This is a genomic window from Streptomyces sp. NPDC127129, from assembly GCF_042671585.1.
Classification (GTDB): domain Bacteria; phylum Actinomycetota; class Actinomycetes; order Streptomycetales; family Streptomycetaceae; genus Streptomyces.
Genome location: NZ_JBHXTV010000012.1, coordinates 1 through 20,191, shown reverse-complemented (window position 1 = coordinate 20,191; position 20,191 = coordinate 1). Strand labels below are relative to the sequence as shown.

At 72.1% G+C, this 20,191-nt stretch carries 18 protein-coding genes; 16 read left to right on the top strand and 2 right to left on the bottom strand.

The features are described 5' to 3' along the window. The first annotated feature begins 72 nt into the window (after positions 1 to 72). The 6 genes from ACFVGW_RS22980 (at position 73) to ACFVGW_RS22955 (ending at position 6,591) form a co-directional block, all read left to right on the top strand. Complete coding sequence (locus tag ACFVGW_RS22980) at positions 73 to 1,071, top strand: ABC transporter permease (protein WP_383222133.1); 999 nt, start codon at positions 73 to 75, stop codon at positions 1,069 to 1,071. Continuing rightward, positions 1,068 to 2,189 (top strand): ABC transporter ATP-binding protein, encoded by a 1,122-nt coding sequence (locus ACFVGW_RS22975; RefSeq protein WP_385853294.1) that lies wholly within the window; start codon positions 1,068 to 1,070, stop codon positions 2,187 to 2,189. The genes ACFVGW_RS22980 and ACFVGW_RS22975 overlap by 4 nt, the downstream gene beginning before the upstream one ends. After that, the gene (locus ACFVGW_RS22970) at positions 2,186 to 3,385 is read left to right on the top strand and encodes a dipeptide ABC transporter ATP-binding protein (protein ID WP_385853293.1); all 1,200 of its coding nucleotides are present in this window, start codon (positions 2,186 to 2,188) and stop codon (positions 3,383 to 3,385) included. Before ACFVGW_RS22975 ends, ACFVGW_RS22970 begins: the two co-directional genes overlap by 4 nt. 217 nt (positions 3,386 to 3,602) lie before the next feature. Next, entirely contained in the window at positions 3,603 to 4,280 is a 678-nt protein-coding gene (locus ACFVGW_RS22965; protein ID WP_385853292.1) for a trimeric intracellular cation channel family protein, read from the top strand. Positions 4,281 to 4,303: 23 nt separating this feature from the next. Beyond that, on the top strand, positions 4,304 to 5,158 hold the full coding sequence (locus tag ACFVGW_RS22960) for a thioesterase family protein (RefSeq protein ID WP_385853291.1): 855 nt from the start codon (positions 4,304 to 4,306) through the stop codon (positions 5,156 to 5,158). A 269-nt stretch (positions 5,159 to 5,427) separates the two neighbouring features. Next, a complete protein-coding gene (locus tag ACFVGW_RS22955) occupies positions 5,428 to 6,591 on the top strand; it encodes a cysteine desulfurase family protein (RefSeq protein ID WP_383296639.1) in 1,164 nt (387 codons plus the stop codon). Here the strand turns inward: ACFVGW_RS22955 and ACFVGW_RS22950 are convergent. Further along, positions 6,584 to 7,234, bottom strand: coding sequence for an N-acetylmuramoyl-L-alanine amidase (locus ACFVGW_RS22950; protein WP_352189548.1), 651 nt, complete (start codon positions 7,232 to 7,234; stop codon positions 6,584 to 6,586). The genes ACFVGW_RS22955 and ACFVGW_RS22950 overlap by 8 nt on opposite strands. A gap of 61 nt (positions 7,235 to 7,295) precedes the next feature. On the opposite strand from ACFVGW_RS22950, the gene mnmA reads away from it, so the two are divergent. Beyond that, positions 7,296 to 8,426, top strand: coding sequence for a tRNA 2-thiouridine(34) synthase MnmA (gene mnmA, locus ACFVGW_RS22945; RefSeq protein ID WP_385853290.1), 1,131 nt, complete (start codon positions 7,296 to 7,298; stop codon positions 8,424 to 8,426). Positions 8,427 to 8,550: 124 nt separating this feature from the next. Here the strand turns inward: mnmA and ACFVGW_RS22940 are convergent, their stop codons facing one another. After that, positions 8,551 to 9,336 (bottom strand): alpha/beta fold hydrolase, encoded by a 786-nt coding sequence (locus ACFVGW_RS22940; RefSeq protein ID WP_385853289.1) that lies wholly within the window; start codon positions 9,334 to 9,336, stop codon positions 8,551 to 8,553. A gap of 97 nt (positions 9,337 to 9,433) precedes the next feature. Here ACFVGW_RS22940 and ACFVGW_RS22935 point away from each other — a divergent pair, with 97 nt between their 5' ends. The 9 genes from ACFVGW_RS22935 (at position 9,434) to gatB (ending at position 20,010) form a co-directional block, all read left to right on the top strand. After that, a complete protein-coding gene (locus ACFVGW_RS22935; RefSeq protein ID WP_383296630.1) occupies positions 9,434 to 9,997 on the top strand; it encodes a TIGR00730 family Rossman fold protein in 564 nt (187 codons plus the stop codon). A gap of 7 nt (positions 9,998 to 10,004) precedes the next feature. Further along, on the top strand, positions 10,005 to 10,703 hold the full coding sequence (locus ACFVGW_RS22930; protein ID WP_352189544.1) for an SDR family oxidoreductase: 699 nt from the start codon (positions 10,005 to 10,007) through the stop codon (positions 10,701 to 10,703). A 12-nt stretch (positions 10,704 to 10,715) separates the two neighbouring features. Then, the gene (locus tag ACFVGW_RS22925) at positions 10,716 to 11,729 is read left to right on the top strand and encodes a methionine synthase (protein ID WP_385853288.1); all 1,014 of its coding nucleotides are present in this window, start codon (positions 10,716 to 10,718) and stop codon (positions 11,727 to 11,729) included. Positions 11,730 to 11,763: 34 nt separating this feature from the next. Continuing rightward, the gene (gene ligA / locus ACFVGW_RS22920; RefSeq protein WP_385853287.1) at positions 11,764 to 13,944 is read left to right on the top strand and encodes an NAD-dependent DNA ligase LigA; all 2,181 of its coding nucleotides are present in this window, start codon (positions 11,764 to 11,766) and stop codon (positions 13,942 to 13,944) included. Between the two features lie 260 nt (positions 13,945 to 14,204). After that, entirely contained in the window at positions 14,205 to 16,346 is a 2,142-nt protein-coding gene (locus ACFVGW_RS22915) for a putative bifunctional diguanylate cyclase/phosphodiesterase (RefSeq protein WP_385853286.1), read from the top strand. A 96-nt stretch (positions 16,347 to 16,442) separates the two neighbouring features. After that, positions 16,443 to 16,739: an Asp-tRNA(Asn)/Glu-tRNA(Gln) amidotransferase subunit GatC gene (gene gatC, locus ACFVGW_RS22910; protein WP_015036350.1), complete on the top strand. Its 297-nt coding sequence runs from the start codon at positions 16,443 to 16,445 to the stop codon at positions 16,737 to 16,739. A 4-nt stretch (positions 16,740 to 16,743) separates the two neighbouring features. Next, positions 16,744 to 18,243, top strand: coding sequence for an Asp-tRNA(Asn)/Glu-tRNA(Gln) amidotransferase subunit GatA (gene gatA, locus ACFVGW_RS22905; RefSeq protein ID WP_352189540.1), 1,500 nt, complete (start codon positions 16,744 to 16,746; stop codon positions 18,241 to 18,243). Positions 18,244 to 18,248: 5 nt separating this feature from the next. Next, the gene (locus ACFVGW_RS22900) at positions 18,249 to 18,482 is read left to right on the top strand and encodes a hypothetical protein (RefSeq protein ID WP_189513203.1); all 234 of its coding nucleotides are present in this window, start codon (positions 18,249 to 18,251) and stop codon (positions 18,480 to 18,482) included. Positions 18,483 to 18,498: 16 nt separating this feature from the next. After that, positions 18,499 to 20,010 (top strand): Asp-tRNA(Asn)/Glu-tRNA(Gln) amidotransferase subunit GatB, encoded by a 1,512-nt coding sequence (gene gatB / locus ACFVGW_RS22895; protein WP_385853285.1) that lies wholly within the window; start codon positions 18,499 to 18,501, stop codon positions 20,008 to 20,010. Positions 20,011 to 20,191 lie beyond the last annotated feature (181 nt).

The window sequence follows — 20,191 nt, the reverse complement described above, 5'->3', positions numbered from 1 at the left end:
AGGGCAGGTGATGGCCGCTCACGGTGGCCGGGGATCCCGACCGGGATCCCCGGCCACCGGACGGCCGACCGCATGCTTGCATATCTCGTTCGACGGCTCTTCGCCGTCGCAGTGATGCTGATGGTCGTCACCCTGGTGACGCTCAGCATCTTCTTCCTCATCCCCAAGCTGACCGGCAGCGACCCTGCCGCGATGTTCGTCGGCAAGCAGGCGGATCCGGCTTCCATCGAGGGCGTCCGCCAGAAGCTGGGCCTGGACGAGCCGATCCTGGTGCAGTTCTGGCACTTCGTCTCCGGAATCTTCGTCGGCCGGGACTACACCGGCGGCGGCGACACCATCCACTGCGCGGCGCCCTGCTTCGGCTACTCGTTCCGCACGGAACAGGACGTGTGGACCCTGCTCGTCGACCGGATCCCGGTCACGATCTCCATGGTCATCGGCGCGGCCCTGCTGTGGCTCGTCATGGGCGTGGCCACCGGCGTGCTCTCCGCGCTCAAGCGCGGCACGGCCGTCGACCGCGCGGCCATGATCACCGCGCTGGCCGGTGTCTCGCTCCCCATCTACTTCACCGCCATGCTGGTGATGTTCCTCTTCCGCACCCAGCTGGGCTGGCTGGACGCGAAGTACGTGCCGATCAGCGAGTCCTTCGGCAGCTGGTTCGGCGGCCTGCTGCTGCCGTGGATCACGCTCGCCTTCCTGTACGCGGCGATGTACGCGCGGCTCACCCGCGCCACCATGCTGGAGGTCCTCGGCGAGGACTACATCCGCACGGCACGGGCCAAGGGTCTCCAGGAGCGGGTCGTGCTCGGCAAGCACGCCATGCGCTCCACGATGACCCCCATCCTGACCATCTTCGGCATGGACCTCGGCGCCCTCATGGGCGGCGCCGTCCTGACCGAGACCGCGTTCAACCTGCCGGGCCTCGGAAACGCGGCCTTCAAGGCGGTCAGCGACCGCGACCTGCCGCTGATCCTGGCGGTCACGCTCATCACCGCGGCCGCCGTCGTCATCGCCAACCTCGTGGTGGACCTTCTGTACGCGGTGATCGACCCCCGAGTGAGGCTCGCATGACGGAGAAGCTGACCAAGACCGGCGCGGCCCTGGGAGAACCGGTCGCGTCCGGGAACGCCCCGTCCGACGCCTTCCTCGACGTCCGCGACCTGAAGATCCACTTCCCGACCGACGACGGCCTGGTCAAGTCCGTCGACGGGCTCTCCTTCCAGCTGGAGAAGGGCAAGACCCTCGGCATCGTGGGCGAGTCCGGCTCCGGCAAGTCGGTGACCTCGCTCGGCATCATGGGTCTGCACACCGTCGGCCAGTACGGCCGTCAGAAGGCGCGGATCTCCGGCGAGATCTGGCTCAACGGCCGGGAGCTGCTCTCGGCCGACCCGGAGGACGTGCGCCGGCTGCGGGGCCGCGACATGGCGATGATCTTCCAGGACCCGCTCTCCGCGATGCACCCGTACTACACGGTCGGCGCGCAGATCGTGGAGGCGTACCGGGTCCACCACCCGGTCGACAAGAAGACCGCCAAGAAGCGGGCCGTCGAACTCCTCGACCGCGTCGGCATCCCCGAGCCGGCCAAGCGTTTCTCGAACTACCCGCACGAGTTCTCCGGCGGTATGCGCCAGCGCGCGATGATCGCGATGGCGCTGGTCAACAACCCCGAACTGCTCATCGCGGACGAGCCGACCACCGCGCTCGACGTGACGGTCCAGGCGCAGATCCTGGACCTGATCCGGGACCTGCAGAAGGAGTTCGGCTCCGCGGTCGTCATCATCACGCACGACCTGGGCGTCGTCGCCGAGGTCGCCGACGACATCCTCGTGATGTACGGCGGCCGATGCGTGGAGCGCGGACCCGCCGAGGCGGTCTTCTACGAGCCGCAGCACCCCTACACCTGGGGCCTGCTCGGCTCGATGCCGCGGATCGACCGCGACCAGACCGAGCGGCTCATCCCGGTGAAGGGCAACCCGCCCAGCCTGATCAACGTGCCCAGCGGCTGTGCCTTCAACCCGCGATGCCCGTACGCGGATGTGCCCAAGGGCGGCATCACGCGCACCGAGCGCCCCGAGCTGCGGCTCGCGCCGACGGGCGGCGAGCACGCCGACCGTCACTACTCCGCCTGCCACATGTCGACGGAGGAGCGGACCCGGATCTGGACCGAAGAGATTGCGCCGAAGCTGTGAGCGACAACAAGAGCACTGAGCCCCTGCTCAAGGTCAACGGCCTGGTGAAGCACTTCCCGATCAAGAAGGGGCTGCTGCAGCGCCAGGTCGGGGCGGTCAAGGCGGTCGACGGCATCGACTTCGAGGTGTACCCGGGAGAGACCCTGGGTGTCGTCGGCGAGTCGGGCTGCGGCAAGTCGACGATGGGCCGGCTGATCACGCGGCTGCTCGAACCGACGGGCGGTACGGTCGAGTTCGAGGGTGTGGACGTCTCGCACCTCGGTGTGGCCAAGATGCGCCCGCTGCGCCGTGACATCCAGATGATCTTCCAGGACCCGTACGGCTCGCTGAACCCGCGGCACACGGTCGGCACGATCGTCTCGGCGCCGTTCAAGCTCCAAGGCGTGGAGCCCGAGGGCGGGGTCAAGAAGGAGGTCCAGCGCCTCCTCGGCCTGGTCGGCCTGAACCCGGAGCACTACAACCGCTACCCGCACGAGTTCTCGGGCGGTCAGCGCCAGCGCATCGGCATCGCGCGGGCGCTCGCCCTGAAGCCGAAGCTGGTCGTGGCGGACGAGCCGGTCTCGGCGCTCGACGTCTCGATCCAGGCGCAGGTGGTGAACCTCCTGGACGACCTCCAGGACGAGCTGGGCCTGACGTACGTGATCATCGCCCACGACCTGTCGGTGATCCGGCACGTCTCGGACCGGATCGCGGTCATGTACCTCGGCAAGATCGTGGAGCTCGCGGACCGCAAGTCCCTCTACGAGTCGCCGATGCACCCGTACACCCGCGCGCTGATGTCGGCGGTCCCGATCCCGGACCCCCGCCGCAAGGGCGCGAAGAGCGAGCGCATCCTGCTGAAGGGCGACGTCCCGTCCCCGATCAGCCCGCCGCCGGGCTGCCGTTTCCACACGCGCTGCTGGAAGGCGACGGAGGTCTGCAGGACGGTGGAGCCGCCGCTGCTGGAGCTCCGTCCGGGCCAGCGGGTCGCGTGCCACCACCCGGAGAACGCGGAGGGCGTGACGGTGCCGTCGGCGAGGGAGTCGGTGGAGGTGTCGATCACGAAGCGGGAGGCCCCGGAGGCCGTCGCGGAGGCGGACGCGTCCGCGCAGGCGGAGGCGCCTGCCAAGAGCGACGCGCCCGCGGAGACGCCCGCCAAGGCCGACGCGCCGTCCGAGGGCGACGCGCCGTCCGAGGGCGGTACGGCCAAGGAGTAGCGCCGCGCGAAGTCCGGGAGCGACGCCCCGAAGGCGAAGCAATCGACGTGGCCCCCGCCGCCCCACGGCAGCGGGGGCCTCACGCTTGCCCGGAGCGGGCGTGCGGCCGCCCGGGCGGCGCGAAGCCGCCCCCGCGCCCGCCCCGCCCTCCCGCACCTGTCCTCCCGCGCCCGGCCTCACTCCGTCCACCCCGCGCGGACCCGTCACAATGGGCGCCGTGTTCCACGATCTGTTCAGTCCCTCCGTACAACATGCCCTCGACCTGATCGGCATCTTCGTCTTCGCGATCTCCGGCGCCCTGCTGGCCGTCCGGAAGAACTTCGACGTCTTCGGCATCGCCGTCCTCGCCGAGGTCACCGCCCTCGGCGGCGGGCTCCTGCGCGACCTGATCATCGGCGCCGTACCCCCGGCCGCCTTCGCCGACCTCGGCTACTTCCTGATGCCGCTCGTCGCCACGGCGTTCGTCTTCTTCCTGCACCCCGAGGTGGAACGCACCCAGACCGCCGTCAACGTCTTCGACGCCGCCGGACTCGGTCTCTTCTCCGTCACCGGCACCATCAAGGCGTACGAGTACGGCCTGGGACTGACCGCATCCGCCGCCCTCGGTCTCGCGACCGCCGTCGGCGGCGGTGTCCTGCGCGACGTGCTCGCCAACGAGATCCCCTCCCTGCTGCGCTGGGACCGCGACCTGTACGCCGTGCCCGCGATGGTCGGCGCCACGACGGTCGTCCTCTGCATCCGCTTCGACGTGCTCAACACGTTCACGACCGGCGCCGCCGTCCTCCTGGCCTTCGCGCTGCGCCTGCTCGCCATGCGCTACCACTGGCGCGCGCCCCGCGCGTGGAACCGCCGTTCGTCCGCCCGCGAGGAACCGGAAAAAGCTACCGCTCAGTAGCATCCTGTTGTACGGTCGGGGACATGAGCACGAGCATCGAGACGACGACGAGCGAAGCGGTCAGCGAGTTCGACCGCGACACCACCGTCACCCTCCGCGCCCCCGGTGTCTACGACGCCGACCTCTCCGCAGGCTGGACGATCATCAACGCCGTCAACGGCGGCTACCTCCTCGCCCTGCTCGGCCGCGCCCTCGGCGACCACCTGCCGCACCCGGACCCGTTCACGATCTCGGCGCACTACCTCACGCCGTCCGTGCCCGGCCCCGCCGTGATCCGCACGGAGACCGTCCGCACCGGCCGTACGCTCTCCACCGGCCAGGCGTCCCTCTTCCAGTACGCCGAGGACGGCACCGAGGTCGAGCGCATCCGGGTCCTCGCCTCGTACGGCGATCTCGACGCGCTCAGCGACGACGTCCGCACCTCCGCCACGCCCCCGGTCGTCGCCCCCCTCGACCAGTGCTTCGGCCCCTCCGACGGCCCCCGGCCGCCGATCCCCGGCTCCAGCGCCATCACCGACCGCCTCGACCTCAAGCTGGACCCGGCCACCATCGGCTGGGCGATCGGCGCGCCGTCGGGGAAGGGCGAGATGCGCGGCTGGTTCGCCCTCGCCGACGGCCGCGAGCCCGACGCGCTCTCCCTGCTCCTCACCGTCGACGCGCTGCCGCCGACCTCCTTCGAGCTCGGCCTCAAGGGCTGGACCCCGACCGTCGAGCTCACCGCGCACGTGCGCTGCCGCCCGGCCCCCGGACCGCTGCGGGTCTCCATCACCACGCGGAACCTCGCCGGCGGCTTCCTGGAGGAGGACGCGGAGGTCTGGGACAGCGCGGACCGGCTCGTCGCCCAGTCCCGCCAGCTGGCCCGCGCGCCGCGCGACTGAACCACCCGACCACCGTGGGGCGGTGACGTCCGGCCGGCTCCTGCTGCTCCTCCTGACGCGGCGCCGGGGCTGTCCGGCGTCGCCGCGCAGGGCGCCCGTGAGGCCGTGGTCGGCGCCGCGCGTCCGTTCCCCTTCCGGGAAGCCGGGCGGGTGGCCGGGTGTTGGAGAGCCGCGGGGCCGCCACGGAGTAGGGGCGCGAGCCTCCTGCGTCCGCCCCGCCCGGGGGCGTGGCCGAGCGGGGGACGCCGCACTCGTAGAATCGAGGCACCATGGCTTACCTCGACCACGCCGCGACCACGCCCATGCTCCCCGAGGCGATCGAGGCGATGAACGCCCAGCTCGCCGTCACGGGCAACGCATCCTCCCTGCACGCGGCCGGGCGGCGTGCCCGGCGGGTCGTCGAGGAGGCGCGCGAGAACCTCGCCGCCGCCCTGGGCGCGCGGCCCAGCGAGGTCGTCTTCACCTCCGGCGGCACCGAGGCCGACAACCTCGCCGTCAAGGGCCTGTACTGGGCCCGCCGCGACGCCGACCCCGCCCGCACCCGCGTCCTCGCCAGCCCCGTCGAGCACCACGCCGTGCTCGACGCCGTGGACTGGCTCGCCACGCACGAGGGCGCCACCGTCGAGTACCTTCCCGTCGACCGGTACGGCCGCGTGCACCCCGACGCCCTGCGCGAGGCGATCGCCCGTGAGCCCGGGACCGTCGCGCTCGCCACCGTCATGTGGGCGAACAACGAGATCGGCACCGTCATGCCGGTACGCGAACTCGCCGACGTAGCACGAGAGTTCGACGTCCCGCTGCACGCCGACGCCGTCCAGGCCTTCGGTCAGCTCCCGGTCGACTTCGGTGCCTCGGGCCTCGCCGCCCTCACCGTCTCCGGCCACAAGATCGGCGGCCCCTACGGCATCGGCGCGCTGCTCCTCGGCCGCGAGTACAGCCCCGTACCCGTCCTCCACGGAGGCGGCCAGGAGCGCCACGTCCGCTCCGGCACCCTGGACGCGCCCGCCATCGCCGCGTTCGCCGTCGCCGGGCAGCTCGCCGCCGAGCGGCGCGAGGAGTTCGCCCGCGAGATCGGCGCCCTGCGCGACGACCTCGTCGCGGCCGTGCTCGCCGCCGTCCCCGACGCGATCCTCGGCGGCGACCCGGACGGCCGGCTCCCCGCCAACGCCCACTTCACCTTCCCCGGCTGCGAGGGCGACTCCCTCCTGCTGCTCCTCGACGCCCAGGGCATCGAGTGCTCCACCGGCTCCGCCTGTACCGCCGGCGTCGCCCAGCCGAGCCACGTCCTGCTCGCCACCGGCACCGACCCGGACCTCGCCCGCGGCACCCTGCGCTTCACCCTGGGGCACACCTCCACCAAGGAGGACGTCGCGGCGGTCGCCGCCGCCATCGGCCCCGCCGTCGAGCGGGCGCGCACCGCCGGCCTCACGTGACCCGCTTCGAAGCCTCCCGTACGAGCTTCATGTAGCGGTCCCAGTCCCAGTGCGGCCCAGGGTCCGTGTGGTCGGTCCCGGGCACCTCGACGTGCCCGATGATGTGCTCCCGGTCCACGGGCATGCCGTACCGGGCGCAGATCCCCGCCGTCAGCCGCGCCGAGGACGCGTACATCGCCGCCGTGAAGTCCTGCGGACGGTCCACGAACCCCTCGTGCTCGATCCCGACGCTCCGCTCGTTCATGTCCCGGTTCCCCGCGTGGAACGCCACGTCGAGCTCGCGGATCATCTGCGCCACGTGCCCGTCCTTGCGGACCACGTAGTGCGTGGCGGCACCGTGCCCCGGGTTCTTGAAGACCTTCAGCGCGCTCGCGTAGCTGCCCTGGACGACATGGATCACCACCCGGTCGATCGTGTAGTCGGCCGGACGGTCCGCCCGGCGCCAGTTCGCCCGGGACGCCGCCGACCAGTCCGCGCCCTTGTGGTCGAGCTCGCCCTCCACCCGGTCCTTCTCCGTGCCCGGCAGCCGCCACCACGCGCGCGCCAGCTCGTCGCGGGCCAGCGCCGCCGTACCGAGGACGGCCGCGCCGCCGCCGAGCAGGACGGCCCGCCGTCCCACCCCCCGCTTCTTCTCGCTCCCCATGTGCAGGACAACGCTTACTCACGCGACCGCGGTTCCCGGAGCCCCGTACCCTGGTAGGGCTATGACTCAGACTCCGCCGCAGCGCCCCCTCCGTGTCCTCGCCGCCATGTCCGGCGGCGTGGACTCCGCCGTCGCCGCCGCCAGGGCCGCCGAAGCCGGGCACGACGTCACCGGCGTCCACCTGGCGCTCTCCGCGAACCCGCAGTCCTTCCGTACCGGTGCGCGCGGCTGCTGCACCATCGAGGACTCCCGCGACGCCCGCCGGGCGGCCGACGTCATCGGCATCCCCTTCTACGTCTGGGACCTCGCCGAGCGCTTCCGCGAGGACGTCGTCGACGACTTCGTCGCGGAGTACGAGGCGGGCCGCACCCCCAACCCCTGTCTGCGCTGCAACGAGAAGATCAAGTTCGCGGCGCTGCTCGACAAGGCGCTCGCGCTCGGTTTCGACGCGGTCTGCACCGGCCACTACGCCACGGTCGTGCTGAACGAGGACGGCTCACGCGAGCTGCACCGCGCCTCCGACATGGCCAAGGACCAGTCGTACGTCCTCGGCGTCCTGGACGAGAAGCAGCTCGCCCACGCGATGTTCCCGCTGGGCGACACCCTCACCACGAAGGACGAGATCCGGGCGGAGGCGGAGCGGCGCGGGCTCGCGGTGGCGAAGAAGCCCGACAGCCACGACATCTGCTTCATCGCCGACGGCGACACCCAGGGCTTCCTGGCCTCCCGGCTCGGCCGGGCGGAGGGCGACATCGTCGACGAGTCGGGGGAGAAGGTGGGCACCCACGAGGGTGCGTACGGCTTCACCATCGGCCAGCGCAAGGGCCTGCGGATCGGGCATCCGGCGCCGGACGGCAAGCCGCGCTACGTCCTGGACATCTCGCCCGTGAACAACACGGTCACGGTCGGTCCGGTCGAGGCGCTCGACGTCACGGGCCTTACCGCGATCAAGCCCCGCTGGTGCGGCACGGCTCCGGCGGCCTCCGGCCGCTACACCGCGCAGCTGCGCGCCCACGGCGGCGAGACGGCGGTGACGGCGGCGCTGGTCGACGGCGAGCTGACGGTCACCTTCGACGAGCCGGTCCGCGGTGTGGCCCCCGGCCAGGCGATCGTGCTCTACGACGGCACGCGCGTGGTGGGCTCCGCGACGATCGCGACGACGGTACGCCGCGGGGCGACGGCGACGGTCTGACGCGGGTCCGGTCGCTGCGCGCCCGCGACCCGAAGCGGCCGTCCCGGCTCCCGCAGCGGCCTCCCGGCTCCTGCAGCGGCCGTCCCGACTCCCGAAGCGGCCTCCCGGCTCTCGCAGGGGCCGTTCACTCCTCCTCGAAGAAGTCCTCCAGGACCGGCGCCAGGACGTGCGGTGCCACCTGGTGCGTCTGGCCCGTCAGGGTGCGGTGACGGCCCCGGGGGAGGGCCCTCGCGACCGCCAGGGCCGCACGGCGCGTCCGGGCCGGGCTCGAACCGCCGTCGACGACGAGGGCGCGCGTGTGGACCCGCCCCAGCCGCGCCGCCGGCACCGTCCCGTCGCCCAGAACCTCGTGGTCGTACGCCAGGGTGTGCGCGACGGCCTCCAGCCGCGGCGCTTCCCACGCCGGTACCGGCTCCTCCCCGAGGAACATCTCGACGGCGGCGCCGTGCTGCCCGCGGTCGAGGAGCCCGGCCAGCCGGCGCCGCCGCCACGTGAAGGCGTCACGTGCTCCCGCCTCCGTCGAGAACGGCGGCTCGAAGACCGACAGCCGCTCGATCGGCACCCCGCCGCCCGCCGCCGCGAGGGCCAGCGCCCCGCCCGACGCGACGCCGTGCACGAACACCCGTCCGCCCACCTCGTCGATCAGGGCGGCCAGGTCGTCGATCTCCCGCGCCACCCCGTACGGCCCGGTGTCACCGCTTCCGCCGCGCCCCCGCCGGTCGTACGTCACGACCGAGTAGCGCGGCGCCAGCAGCCCGGCCAGCGGCCGTTCCGTCCCGGCCGTCGACAGGGCCCCGCCCACGAGGATCACCGGGGCCCCCTCCCCGCGCCGCTCGTACACGATCCGGGTCCCGTCCGCGGACCTGACCCGCCCCCGGGCCCTGTACGGAGTCCCGCTCATCTCGTCCATGGCAGTGCTGACCGGACGCGGGCGCGGAACTCATCGGCGCGGGACGGAAATTCCCCGAAGAATCTTGGAAAGCCGAGGTCACGGATACGGTGGGGCCATGAACATCTGCGTCTTCCTCTCGGCCGCCGACCTCGACGAGCGCTACACCGCACCCGCCCGCGACTTCGCCGAACGGCTCGGCAAGGCGGGCCACACCCTGGTGTGGGGCGGCTCCGACGTCGGTCTGATGAAGGTCGTCGCGGACGGTGTGGAGAGGGCGGGCGGCCGGCTCGTCGGCGTCTCGGTCGACTTCCTCGCCGCCAAGGCCCGGCCGGGCGCCGACCAGATGATCGTCGCCAAGGACCTCGCCGAGCGGAAGGCGCTGCTCCTGGCGAAGTCCGACGCGATCGTGATCATGGTGGGCGGCACCGGCACCCTCGACGAGGCCACCGAGGTCCTGGAGCTGAGGAAGCACGGCAAGCACACCAAGCCGGTGGTCCTGCTGAACACGGCCGGTTTCTACGACGGCCTGAAGGTGCAGTTCCGGCGGATGGAGGACGAGGGCTTCCTGCCGCTGCCCCTCGCCGACCTGGTGTTCTTCGCCGAGGACGGCGCATCCGCTCTCGCCTACCTGGAGGCGGTGACATCAGCGGCTGCCGCCGCGGGGATCGCCGCACGGTGATGGGACCATGGTCCCCATGGCTACTCATGTGATCACCGGGGCAGGTTCCGGCATCGGCGCGGCGGTCGCGCGCCGGCTCCACGCGCGCGGGGACGAACTCGTGCTCCACGCGCGCGACGCCGGCCGGGCGAAGGAGCTCGCGGCCGAGTTCCCCGGCGCCCGGACCCTCGTCGGGGATCTCGCCGACCCCGACCGGCTCTCCTGGGCCTTCTCGCACCAGAGCCTGCCCGAGCGGGTCGACACGCTCCTCCACATCGCGGGCGTGGTCGACCTCGGCCCGGTGGGCGACCTCACCCCCAAGACCTGGCGCCACCAGCTCAACGTCAACCTCGTCGCCCCCGCCGAGCTGACCCGGCACTTCCTGCCCCAGCTCCGCGTCTCCCAGGGCCACGTGGTCTTCGTCAACTCCGGCGCCGGGCTCAGCGCCCACGCCGACTGGAGCGCGTACGCCGCCTCCAAGCACGGCCTGAAGGCGCTCGCCGACTCCCTGCGCCACGAGGAGCACGGCAACGGGGTGCGGGTCACCTCGGTCTACCCGGGCCGCACCGCCAGCCCCATGCAGGCGAAGGTGCACGCCCAGGAGGGCAAGGAGTACGACCCCTCGAAGTGGATCGACCCCGAGTCGGTCGCGACCACGATCCTCACGGCCGTCGACCTGCCGCGAGACGCCGAGATCAACGACCTGACGGTCCGTCCGGGACGGTAGGAACCAGGAACAGTGAGCGAGACGAGCGAACAGCAGGAGTCCCTCTGGGGGCCCGCCACCGGTGTCGGCTCCCTGCCCGGCGGTGACGCCCGCGAGGCCGCCAGGACCGTCACCGGTTCCTTCGAGGACTTCCCCTTCCTCGCCGAACTGCCCGCGCGCGGCCCGGGCGCCGACATGATCGGGCGGACCATCGGGCTGCTCGTCGAGATGTACGCGCACGTGGAGCCGAGCGGCTGGCGGGTCAGCGACCGGCCGGGCCGCGACACCCGGCGGGCCCGCTCCTGGCTGGGGGAGGACCTGGACGCCCTGGAGGAGTTCACCCAGGGGTACGAGGGCCCGCTCAAGGTCCAGGCCGTGGGCCCCTGGACGCTGGCCGCGGCGCTCGAACTGCGCGGCGGCGAGGCCGCCCTCGGCGACCCGGGCGCCTGCCGGGACCTCACCGGCTCCCTCGCCGAGGGACTCCGCGCCCACCTCGCCGAACTCCGCAAGCGGATCCCCGGCGCCCGGCCCGTCCTCCAGCTCGACGAGCCCTCCCTCACGGCCGTCCTGCGCGGCCAGGTCCGTACCGCCTCCGGCTACCGCACGTACCGCGCCGTCGACCGGCAGGTCGTGGAGAGCGCCCTGCGCGACGTGGTCGCCGTCCACGACGGCCCGGTCGTCGTCCACTCCTGCGCCCCCGAGGTGCCGTTCGGGCTGCTGCGGCGGGCCGGCGTCGCCGGGGTCTCGTTCGACTTCGGTCTCCTCACCGAACGTGACGAGGAGCCGATCGGCGAGGCCGTCGAGGCCGGCACCAAGCTCTTCGTGGGCGTGGTGCCGTCCACCGACACGGCATTGTCCGACCCGGGCGGTAGCGTCATGGGTGTCAGGACGCTGTGGCGCAGGCTGGGGCTGAATCCGGGGACTCTCGCCGAGTCCGTGGTGGTCACCCCGACGTGCGGTCTCGCGGGCGCTTCGCCCGCGTACGCCCGTGCGGCGCTCGCCCACTGCGTCCGGGCGGCGAGATCGCTCGCGGACAACCCTGAGTGACTTCGGTCAGAGGCAAACGGGAGGACGAGTAACGGTGGCAGTCGAACAGGGGGCCCTGCCCGCCGAGGCACGGGAGAAGCACGCGGACCTGGCCGAGCAGGTCGAGGAGCACCGCTTCCGGTACTACGTGAAGGACCAGCCGGTCATCAGCGACGGCGAGTTCGACAAGCTCCTGCGCTCCCTGGAGGCGCTGGAGGAGGAGTACCCCGAGCTGCGCACGCCGGACTCGCCGACCCAGAAGGTCGCGGGGCAGTACGAGACGGAGTTCACCTCCGTCGAGCACCGCGAGCGCATGCTCTCCCTGGACAACGCCTTCGACGACCTGGAGCTGGCCGCCTGGGCCGAGCGGACCGCCCGTGACGTCGGCACGCCCGACTACCACCTGCTGTGCGAGCTGAAGGTCGACGGCCTCGCGGTCAACCTGACGTACGAGCGCGGCCGGCTGACCCGGGCCGCCACCCGCGGCGACGGCCGGGCCGGTGAGGACATCACGCCCAACGTCCGTACGATCGCCGACATCCCGGAGCGTCTGCGCGGGGACCGCGTCCCCGAGCTGGTCGAGATCCGCGGCGAGGTCTACTTCCCGATGGAGGCCTTCGAGGGGCTGAACGCGCGTCTGGTGGAGGCCGGCGACAAGCCCTTCGCCAACCCGCGCAACGCGGCGGCCGGTTCGCTCCGGCAGAAGGACCCGAAGGTCACCGCGACCCGCCCGCTCCGCATGGTCGTCCACGGCATCGGCGCCCGTGAGGGCTTCGCCATCGACCGCCTCAGCCAGGCGTACGAACTGCTGCGCGAGTGGGGCATGCCGACCGCCCGGCACAACCGGGTCGTCGCCTCGCTCGACGAGGTACGGGAGTTCATCGCGTACTTCGGCGAGAACCGTCACTCCGTGGAGCACGAGATCGACGGGGTCGTCGTCAAGCTGGACGAGATCCCGCTCCAGGGCCGGCTGGGCTCCACCGCGCGCGCCCCGCGCTGGGCGATCGCCTGGAAGTACGCGCCGGAGGAGGTCAACACCAGGCTGGTCGACATCAAGGTCGGTGTCGGACGGACGGGCCGGGTCACTCCGTACGCCCAGGTGGAGCCGGTCACGGTCGCCGGTTCCGAGGTCGAGTTCGCCACGCTCCACAACCAGGAGGTGGTGAAGGCCAAGGGCGTGCTGATCGGTGACACGGTCGTGCTGCGCAAGGCCGGTGACGTCATCCCGGAGATCCTCGGACCCGTCGCCGACCTTCGGGACGGCAGCGAGCGGGAGTTCGTGATGCCCGCCGAGTGCCCCGAGTGCGGGACGCCCCTGCGGGCCATGAAGGAGGGCGACATCGATCTGCGCTGCCCCAACGCGCGGACCTGCCCCGCCCAACTGCGTGAACGTCTCTTCTATCTGGCGGGCCGTGAGTGCCTCGACATCGAGAACTTCGGCTCGGTGGCCGCGGCCGCGCTGACCCGCCCCCTGGAGCCGTCCGAGCCTCCGCTGGTCGACGAGGGCGATCTCTTCGACCTCACCATCGAGCAGCTCCTGCCGATCAAGGCGTACGTCCTCGACCCGGACAGCGGGCTGCCGAAGCGGGACCCGAAGACCGGTGAGGAGAAGGTCGTCACGGTCTTCGCCAACCAGAAGGGCGAGCCGAAGAAGAACGCGCTTGCCATGCTGGCGAACATCGAGGCGGCCAGGACCCGGCCGCTCGCCCGGTTCATCAACGGCCTCTCCATCCGCCACGTGGGGCCCGTCGCCGCCCAGGCGCTGGCCCGCGAGTTCCGCTCCCTCGACCGCATCGAGCAGGCGAGCGAGGAGGAGTTGGCGGCCGTCGACGGGGTCGGCGGGATCATCGCCGCGGCGGTGAAGGACTGGTTCTCCGAGGAGTGGCACCGCGAGATCGTGCGCAAGTGGCGTGCGGCGGGGGTGGCGTTCGAGGACGAGGGCGCCGGCGAGGATCAGGGTCCGCGCCCGTTGGAGGGGCTGACCGTCGTCGTCACCGGCACGCTGCAGAACTTCACCAGGGATGGCGCAAAAGAGTCGCTCCAGAGCCGCGGAGCGAAGGTGACCGGTTCCGTTTCGAAGAAGACGGACTTCGTGGTGGTGGGCGAGAACCCCGGATCCAAGTACGACAAGGCGATGCAGCTGAAGGTTCCGGTTCTCGACGAGGCCGGTTTCGCCGTGCTGCTCGAACAAGGGCCCGAGGCCGCTCGGGAGGCCGCGGTTCCGGTCGAGGGATAGCCGGCGGGGGGCCGGGGGAGCCCGCGAGGGGCAGCGGGCGGACGGCCGTTCGAGCATCACCCGTTCGGCGCATACCAGATCGTTACGGGTGGCCAGGTCGCATTCGGGCAAGAGATGGAGAGCGCTGCCCGTCGGAGCCCTCCGCGGCCTAGTGTTGTGACCGTGCGTCTGTCGCACACGGCCGAGGGCTCTGCCGGTCGTGGCGGCATGACAACGGCCCATCGCGTTGCAACGGCACCGCCGGCTGTGAGAGGGACGGAATGAAACCGACCGAGAGTGCCGCCGCCCCGGTCTCACGGCCGCGTGCACGCGCGGCCTTCGTGGGCATCACCTCCGGGCTTCCCGGAGCCGTGGTGGGGCTCGCCGCCGGCGCGCTCGTCACCGGGCTCTACCACGTGCTGAGCGCCGGGCACGGACTCTTCCCCGGCGGCGCCGAGGGCTGGTCCCTCGCCGTCCTCACCGGACTCATCGTCGGACACCTGGTCGCCCTCGGCCGCGACCGCTGGTGGGGCGGCACCGGCTCGGGCGCCGCCCTCACCCTCGCCGTCCTGCTCCTCCACGGCTGGGTGCCCGCAGGACTCGTCTCCATGGCCGTCGTCCTCCTCGTCGGCGCGGCCCGCCGGCACCGCTGGCGCCAGGGCCTGCTGCACGGCGCCGTGGACGTCCTCGGCGTCGGCGCCGCGGCCCTGGTCCTCGCCGCCTTCGGAGACGTACCGACCGTCGAGCACCCCTGGCGGCCCCCCGACTGGGGGATCGCCGACGTACCGGAAGTGGTGCTCGCCGCCGGCACCTACCTCGCGGTGACCCGGCTCCTCCTGTGGTACGCCCTCTCGCCCCGCAGCGGCGGACTGCCGACCGTCGCGCGCACCGCCCTGCTCCGCCAGGGTCTGGTCGCCGTCGCCCTGCTCGGCATCGCCCCGCTGATCTGCGTCGTCGCCGTCGCCCAGCCGGTGCTGCTGCCGCTCTTCGCGGTCCCGCTCATCGCCCTCGACTCCACGCTCTGGATCGCCCGCGCCCGCGCCGAGGAGCAGCTGCGCGACCCGCTCACCGGCCTGCCGAACCGGCAGTGGCTCCTGGAGCGGGCCTGGACCGCCCTGGAGGAGGCCGAGGGAGAGGGCGCGCGCTCCGCGCTCGTCCTGATCGACCTCGACCGGTTCCGCTCGGTCAACGACACCCTCGGCCATCTCGCCGGGGACCGGCTGCTGCTCCAGATCGCCGAGCGGCTCAAGCTCGCCCTGCCGCGCGGGGCGGAGGCCGCGCGGCTCGGCGGCGACGAGTTCGCCGTCCTGCTCCCCACGGCCGACTCCACCACCAGCGCCCAGCGGGTCGCCCGCCACCTGGTCGCCGAGCTCTCCTCGCCGCTCGACCTGGACGGCCTCACCCTCGTCCTGGAGGCCAGCGCCGGAGTCGCGGTCTTCCCCGACCACGCGCTCGACGCCGAGGGGCTGCTGCGCCGGGCCGACGTCGCGATGTACCAGGCCAAGCGGGACCGTACGGGCGTGGAGGTGTACGAGTCGAAGCGCGACTCCAACACCCCCGACCGGCTCGGACTCCTCGGCGACCTCCGGCGCGCCCTGGACGCGGGCGACGTCGAGCTCCACTACCAGCCCAAGGTCCGCTTCGACGGGCAGGTCGCCGGCCTGGAGGCCCTGGTGCGCTGGGTGCACCCGGAGCGCGGGCGGGTCCCCCCGGACGAGTTCATCGCCATCGCCGAGTCCTCGGGCCTGATGCCCCACCTGACCGAGTACGTCCTGGAGACCGCGCTCGCGCAGGTCGCCCGGTGGCGTGCCCAGGGGTTGAACGTTCCTGTGGCCGTCAACGTCTCGCCCCGGGACGTCCACACCCCCGGCTTCGCCGGCGCGGTCGCCGCCCGGCTCGCCCGGCACGGCGTCCCGGCGGGGGCCCTGCAGCTGGAGATAACGGAGCACGTGCTCCTGGAGGACCCGCAGCGCGCCGCCGACACGATGGCCGGGCTGACCGGCCACGGCGTGAAGATGTCCCTGGACGACTTCGGCACCGGCTACTCCTCCCTCGTCCACCTCCGGCGCCTCCCGGTGAGCGAGCTGAAGATCGACCGTTCCTTCGTCGCCCGGCTCGCCGTCGACGCCGAGGACGCCGAGATCGTGCGCTGCACCCTCGACCTCGCCCACTCCCTGGGTCTGCTCGTGGTCGCCGAGGGCGTCGAGGACGACGAGACCTGGGAGCGCCTGCGGGACCTGGGCTGCGACGCCGTCCAGGGCTGGCTGGTGGCCGCCGCGATGCCGCCCGGCGAGACCACCGCCTGGCTCCTCGCCCGGGGGGAGCGCGGCTGGCGCCGCCCCTCCGAGGAGGCCGCGCTGCAGGCCGCCGAGGCGGCCGCGGCCGCGGACCTCGACCAGCCCTCCGGCCAGGTGGTGCAGTAGCCGCGCGGCGGGCGGCGGGCAAACCGTTTCACGGGCAGCGGTGCGGGCCCCATAGGATTGGGGCCAACACCATCAGACTCACCCCGTGAGGATCGCATGCCTGGCATCACGCGCGAGGAGGTCGCCCACCTCGCACGGCTGGCGCGTCTGGAGCTGAAGGGCGAAGAGCTCGATCACTTCGCCGGTCAGCTCGACGACATCATCGGCGCGGTCGCCCGCGTCTCCGAGGTCGCCGACCAAGACGTTCCGCCGACCTCCCACCCGCTGCCGCTGACGAACGTCATGCGCGCGGACGAGGTCCGTCCGTCGCTCACCCCCGAGCAGGCGCTCTCCGGCGCCCCGGCCCAGGAGCAGCAGCGTTTCAAGGTGCCGCAGATCCTGGGGGAGGACTAATCACATGACGGACAGCACCATCATCAAGCTCACGGCCGCCGAGATCGCCGGGAAGATCGCCTCCGGCGAGCTGACCGCCGTCCAGGTGACCGAGGCCCACCTCGCCCGCATCGAGGCCGTCGACGAGAAGGTCCACGCCTTCCTGCACGTCGACCGCGAGGGAGCCCTGGCCCAGGCCCGCGCCGTGGACGAGAAGCGCGCCAAGGGCGAGAAGCTCGGCCCGCTGGCCGGCGTCCCCCTGGCGCTCAAGGACATCTTCACCACGGCCGGCATGCCGACGACCGTCGGTTCGAAGATCCTCGAAGGCTGGATCCCGCCGTACGACGCGACCCTGGTCAAGAACCTCAAGGCCGCCGACGTCGTCATCCTCGGCAAGACCAACATGGACGAGTTCGCCATGGGGTCCTCCACCGAGAACAGCGCCTACGGCCCCACCGGCAACCCCTGGGACCTCACCCGGATCCCCGGCGGCTCCGGCGGTGGCTCCTCGGCCGCCCTCGCCGCGTACGAGGCGCCCCTCGCCATCGGCACGGACACCGGCGGCTCGATCCGCCAGCCCGCCGCCGTCACCGGCACCGTCGGCGTCAAGCCGACCTACGGCGGGGTCTCCCGCTTCGGCATGGTGGCCTTCTCCTCGTCCCTCGACCAGGGTGGCCCCTGCGCCCGTACGGTCCTGGACGCGGCCCTGCTGCACGAGGCGATCGCCGGGCACGACCCGCTGGACTCGACCTCCATCGACGCCCCGGTCCCGCCGGTCGTCGAGGCGGCCCGCAACGGCTCCGTCGCCGGTATGCGCGTCGGTGTCGTCAAGCAGTTCCGCGGCGAGGGCTACCAGGCCGGTGTCGTACAGCGCTTCGACGAGTCCGTCGAGCTCCTCAAGGAGCTGGGTGCCGAGATCGTCGAGCTGGACTGCCCGACCTTCGACCTCGCCCTTTCGGCCTACTACCTGATCGCGCCGTCGGAGTGCTCCTCCAACCTGGCCCGCTTCGACGCCATGCGCTACGGCCTGCGGGTCGGCGACGACGGCACGAAGTCGGCCGAGGACGTCACCGCCCTCACCCGTGAGGCCGGCTTCGGCGACGAGGTCAAGCGCCGCATCATCCTCGGTACGTACGCGCTGAGCTCCGGCTACTACGACGCGTACTACGGCTCGGCGCAGAAGGTCCGCACGCTCATCACGCGCGAGTTCGAGCAGGCCTTCGAGCAGGTGGACGTGATCGTCTCCCCGACGACCCCCACCACCGCCTTCCCGATCGGCGAGCGCGCCGACGACCCGATGGCGATGTACCTCGCGGACCTGTGCACCATCCCGACCAACCTGGCGGGCAACGCCGCCATGTCGCTGCCCTGCGGTCTCGCGCCGGAGGACGGTCTGCCGGTCGGCCTGCAGATCATCGCCCCCGCCATGAAGGACGACCGGCTGTACAAGGTCGGCGCCGCCGTCGAGGCCGCCTTCGTGGAAAAGTGGGGTCACCCACTGCTTGAGGAGGCTCCGTCGCTGTGAGTGCCATGGCAAAGAAGGCCAAGAACTTCAAGAAGTCGAAGACCGGCGTCTACGTCTCGCTGGCGACCACCGCGTTCGGTGCCATCAGCGTCGCGAAGCAGGCCAAGATGGCCCGCAACGACAACGACATGCTGCGGCTGATCGACTCCGCCGTGTCCGCCGCCGCCATCGTTACCGGCCTGGCGATCCTCTACCGGGAGCTGAAGCGCCTGGGCGACGACGACGTCCTGCTGGGCTGAGAGGGAAAGTCTCACTGTGACCGTCACTGAACTGCTGTCGTACGACGCGGCGCTCGCTGCGTACGACCCCGTCATGGGCCTGGAGGTCCATGTCGAGCTCGGCACGAAGACCAAGATGTTCTGCGGCTGCTCGACCGAGCTGGGCGCCGAGCCCAACTCGCAGACCTGCCCCACCTGTCTCGGCCTGCCCGGCTCGCTCCCGGTCGTCAACGCGATCGGCGTCGAGTCGGCCGTGAAGATCGGTCTCGCGCTGAACTGCGAGATCGCCGAGTGGTGCCGCTTCGCCCGGAAGAACTACTTCTATCCGGACATGCCGAAGAACTTCCAGACCTCGCAGTACGACGAGCCGATCGCCTTCAACGGCTATCTGGACGTCCAGCTGGAGGACGGGGAGATCTTCCGCGTGGAGATCGAGCGCGCCCACATGGAGGAGGACACCGGCAAGTCGCTGCACGTCGGCGGCGCGACGGGCCGGATCCACGGCGCCTCGCACTCGCTGCTCGACTACAACCGCGCCGGCATCCCGCTCATCGAGATCGTCACCAAGCCGATCGAGGGTGCGGGCGAGCGTGCTCCCGAGGTCGCCAAGGCGTACGTCGCCGAGCTGCGCGAGCTGATCCGTGCGCTGGGCGTCTCCGAGGCGCGCATGGACAAGGGCCAGATGCGCTGCGACGTGAACCTGTCGCTGCGCCCGCACGGCACCAAGGTCTTCGGCACCCGCTCGGAGACGAAGAACGTCAACTCGCTCCGTTCGGTGGAGCGGGCGGCGCGCTTCGAGATCCAGCGCCACGCGGCCGTCCTCCAGTCGGGCGGCACGATCGTGCAGGAGACCCGTCACTTCCACGAGGAAGACGGCTCCACCACGTCCGGCCGGATCAAGGACAACGCCGAGGACTACCGGTACTTCCCGGAGCCCGACCTCGTCCCCGTCGCCCCGGCCCGTGCATGGGTCGAGGAGCTGCGCGCCGCTCTGCCCGAGCTGCCGCGCGTGCGCCGCAACCGGCTCCGTGAGGAGTGGGGCGTCTCCGAGCACGACATGCAGTCGATCCTCAACGCGGGCGCGGTCGACCTGATCGTCGCGACGACGGACGCCGGTGCTCCGGCTGACCAGGCCCGTAAGTGGTGGATGGGCGAACTGGCCCGCTCCGCCAACGAGTCGGGCACGGCCCTGGACGAGCTGCCGATCACCCCGGCGCAGGTCGCCCGGGTGACCGAGCTGGTGGCCTCCGGCGACCTCACCGACAAGCTGGCCCGTCAGGTCATCGAGGGCGTGCTGGCGGGCGAGGGCGGCCCGGACGAGGTCGTCCAGAAGCGCGGCCTGAAGGTCGTCTCCGACGAGGGCGCGCTCGGCACGGCGGTCGACGAGGCCATCGCGGCCAACGCCGGCATCGCCGACAAGATCCGCGGCGGCAAGGTCGCGGCGGTCGGCGCCCTGGTCGGCGCGGTCATGAAGGCCACCCGCGGCCAGGCGGACGCGGCGCGCGTGAAGGACCTGATCCTGGAGAAGCTGGGCGTCAGCGAGGGCTGATCCCGGAGAAGCCGGGCGTCGGCGAGGGCTGATCCCGGCCTGATCCCGGCAGGAGTCTCGACCACGAGGGGCGGGGGGGGGGGGGGGGCGGCGGCCCCCCCCCCCCCCGGGGGGGGGCGGGCGCACCGGGCCCGCGCCGCGGGGGGGGGTGGATCTCGGCGGGGGCCCCCCCGCCGGCGGC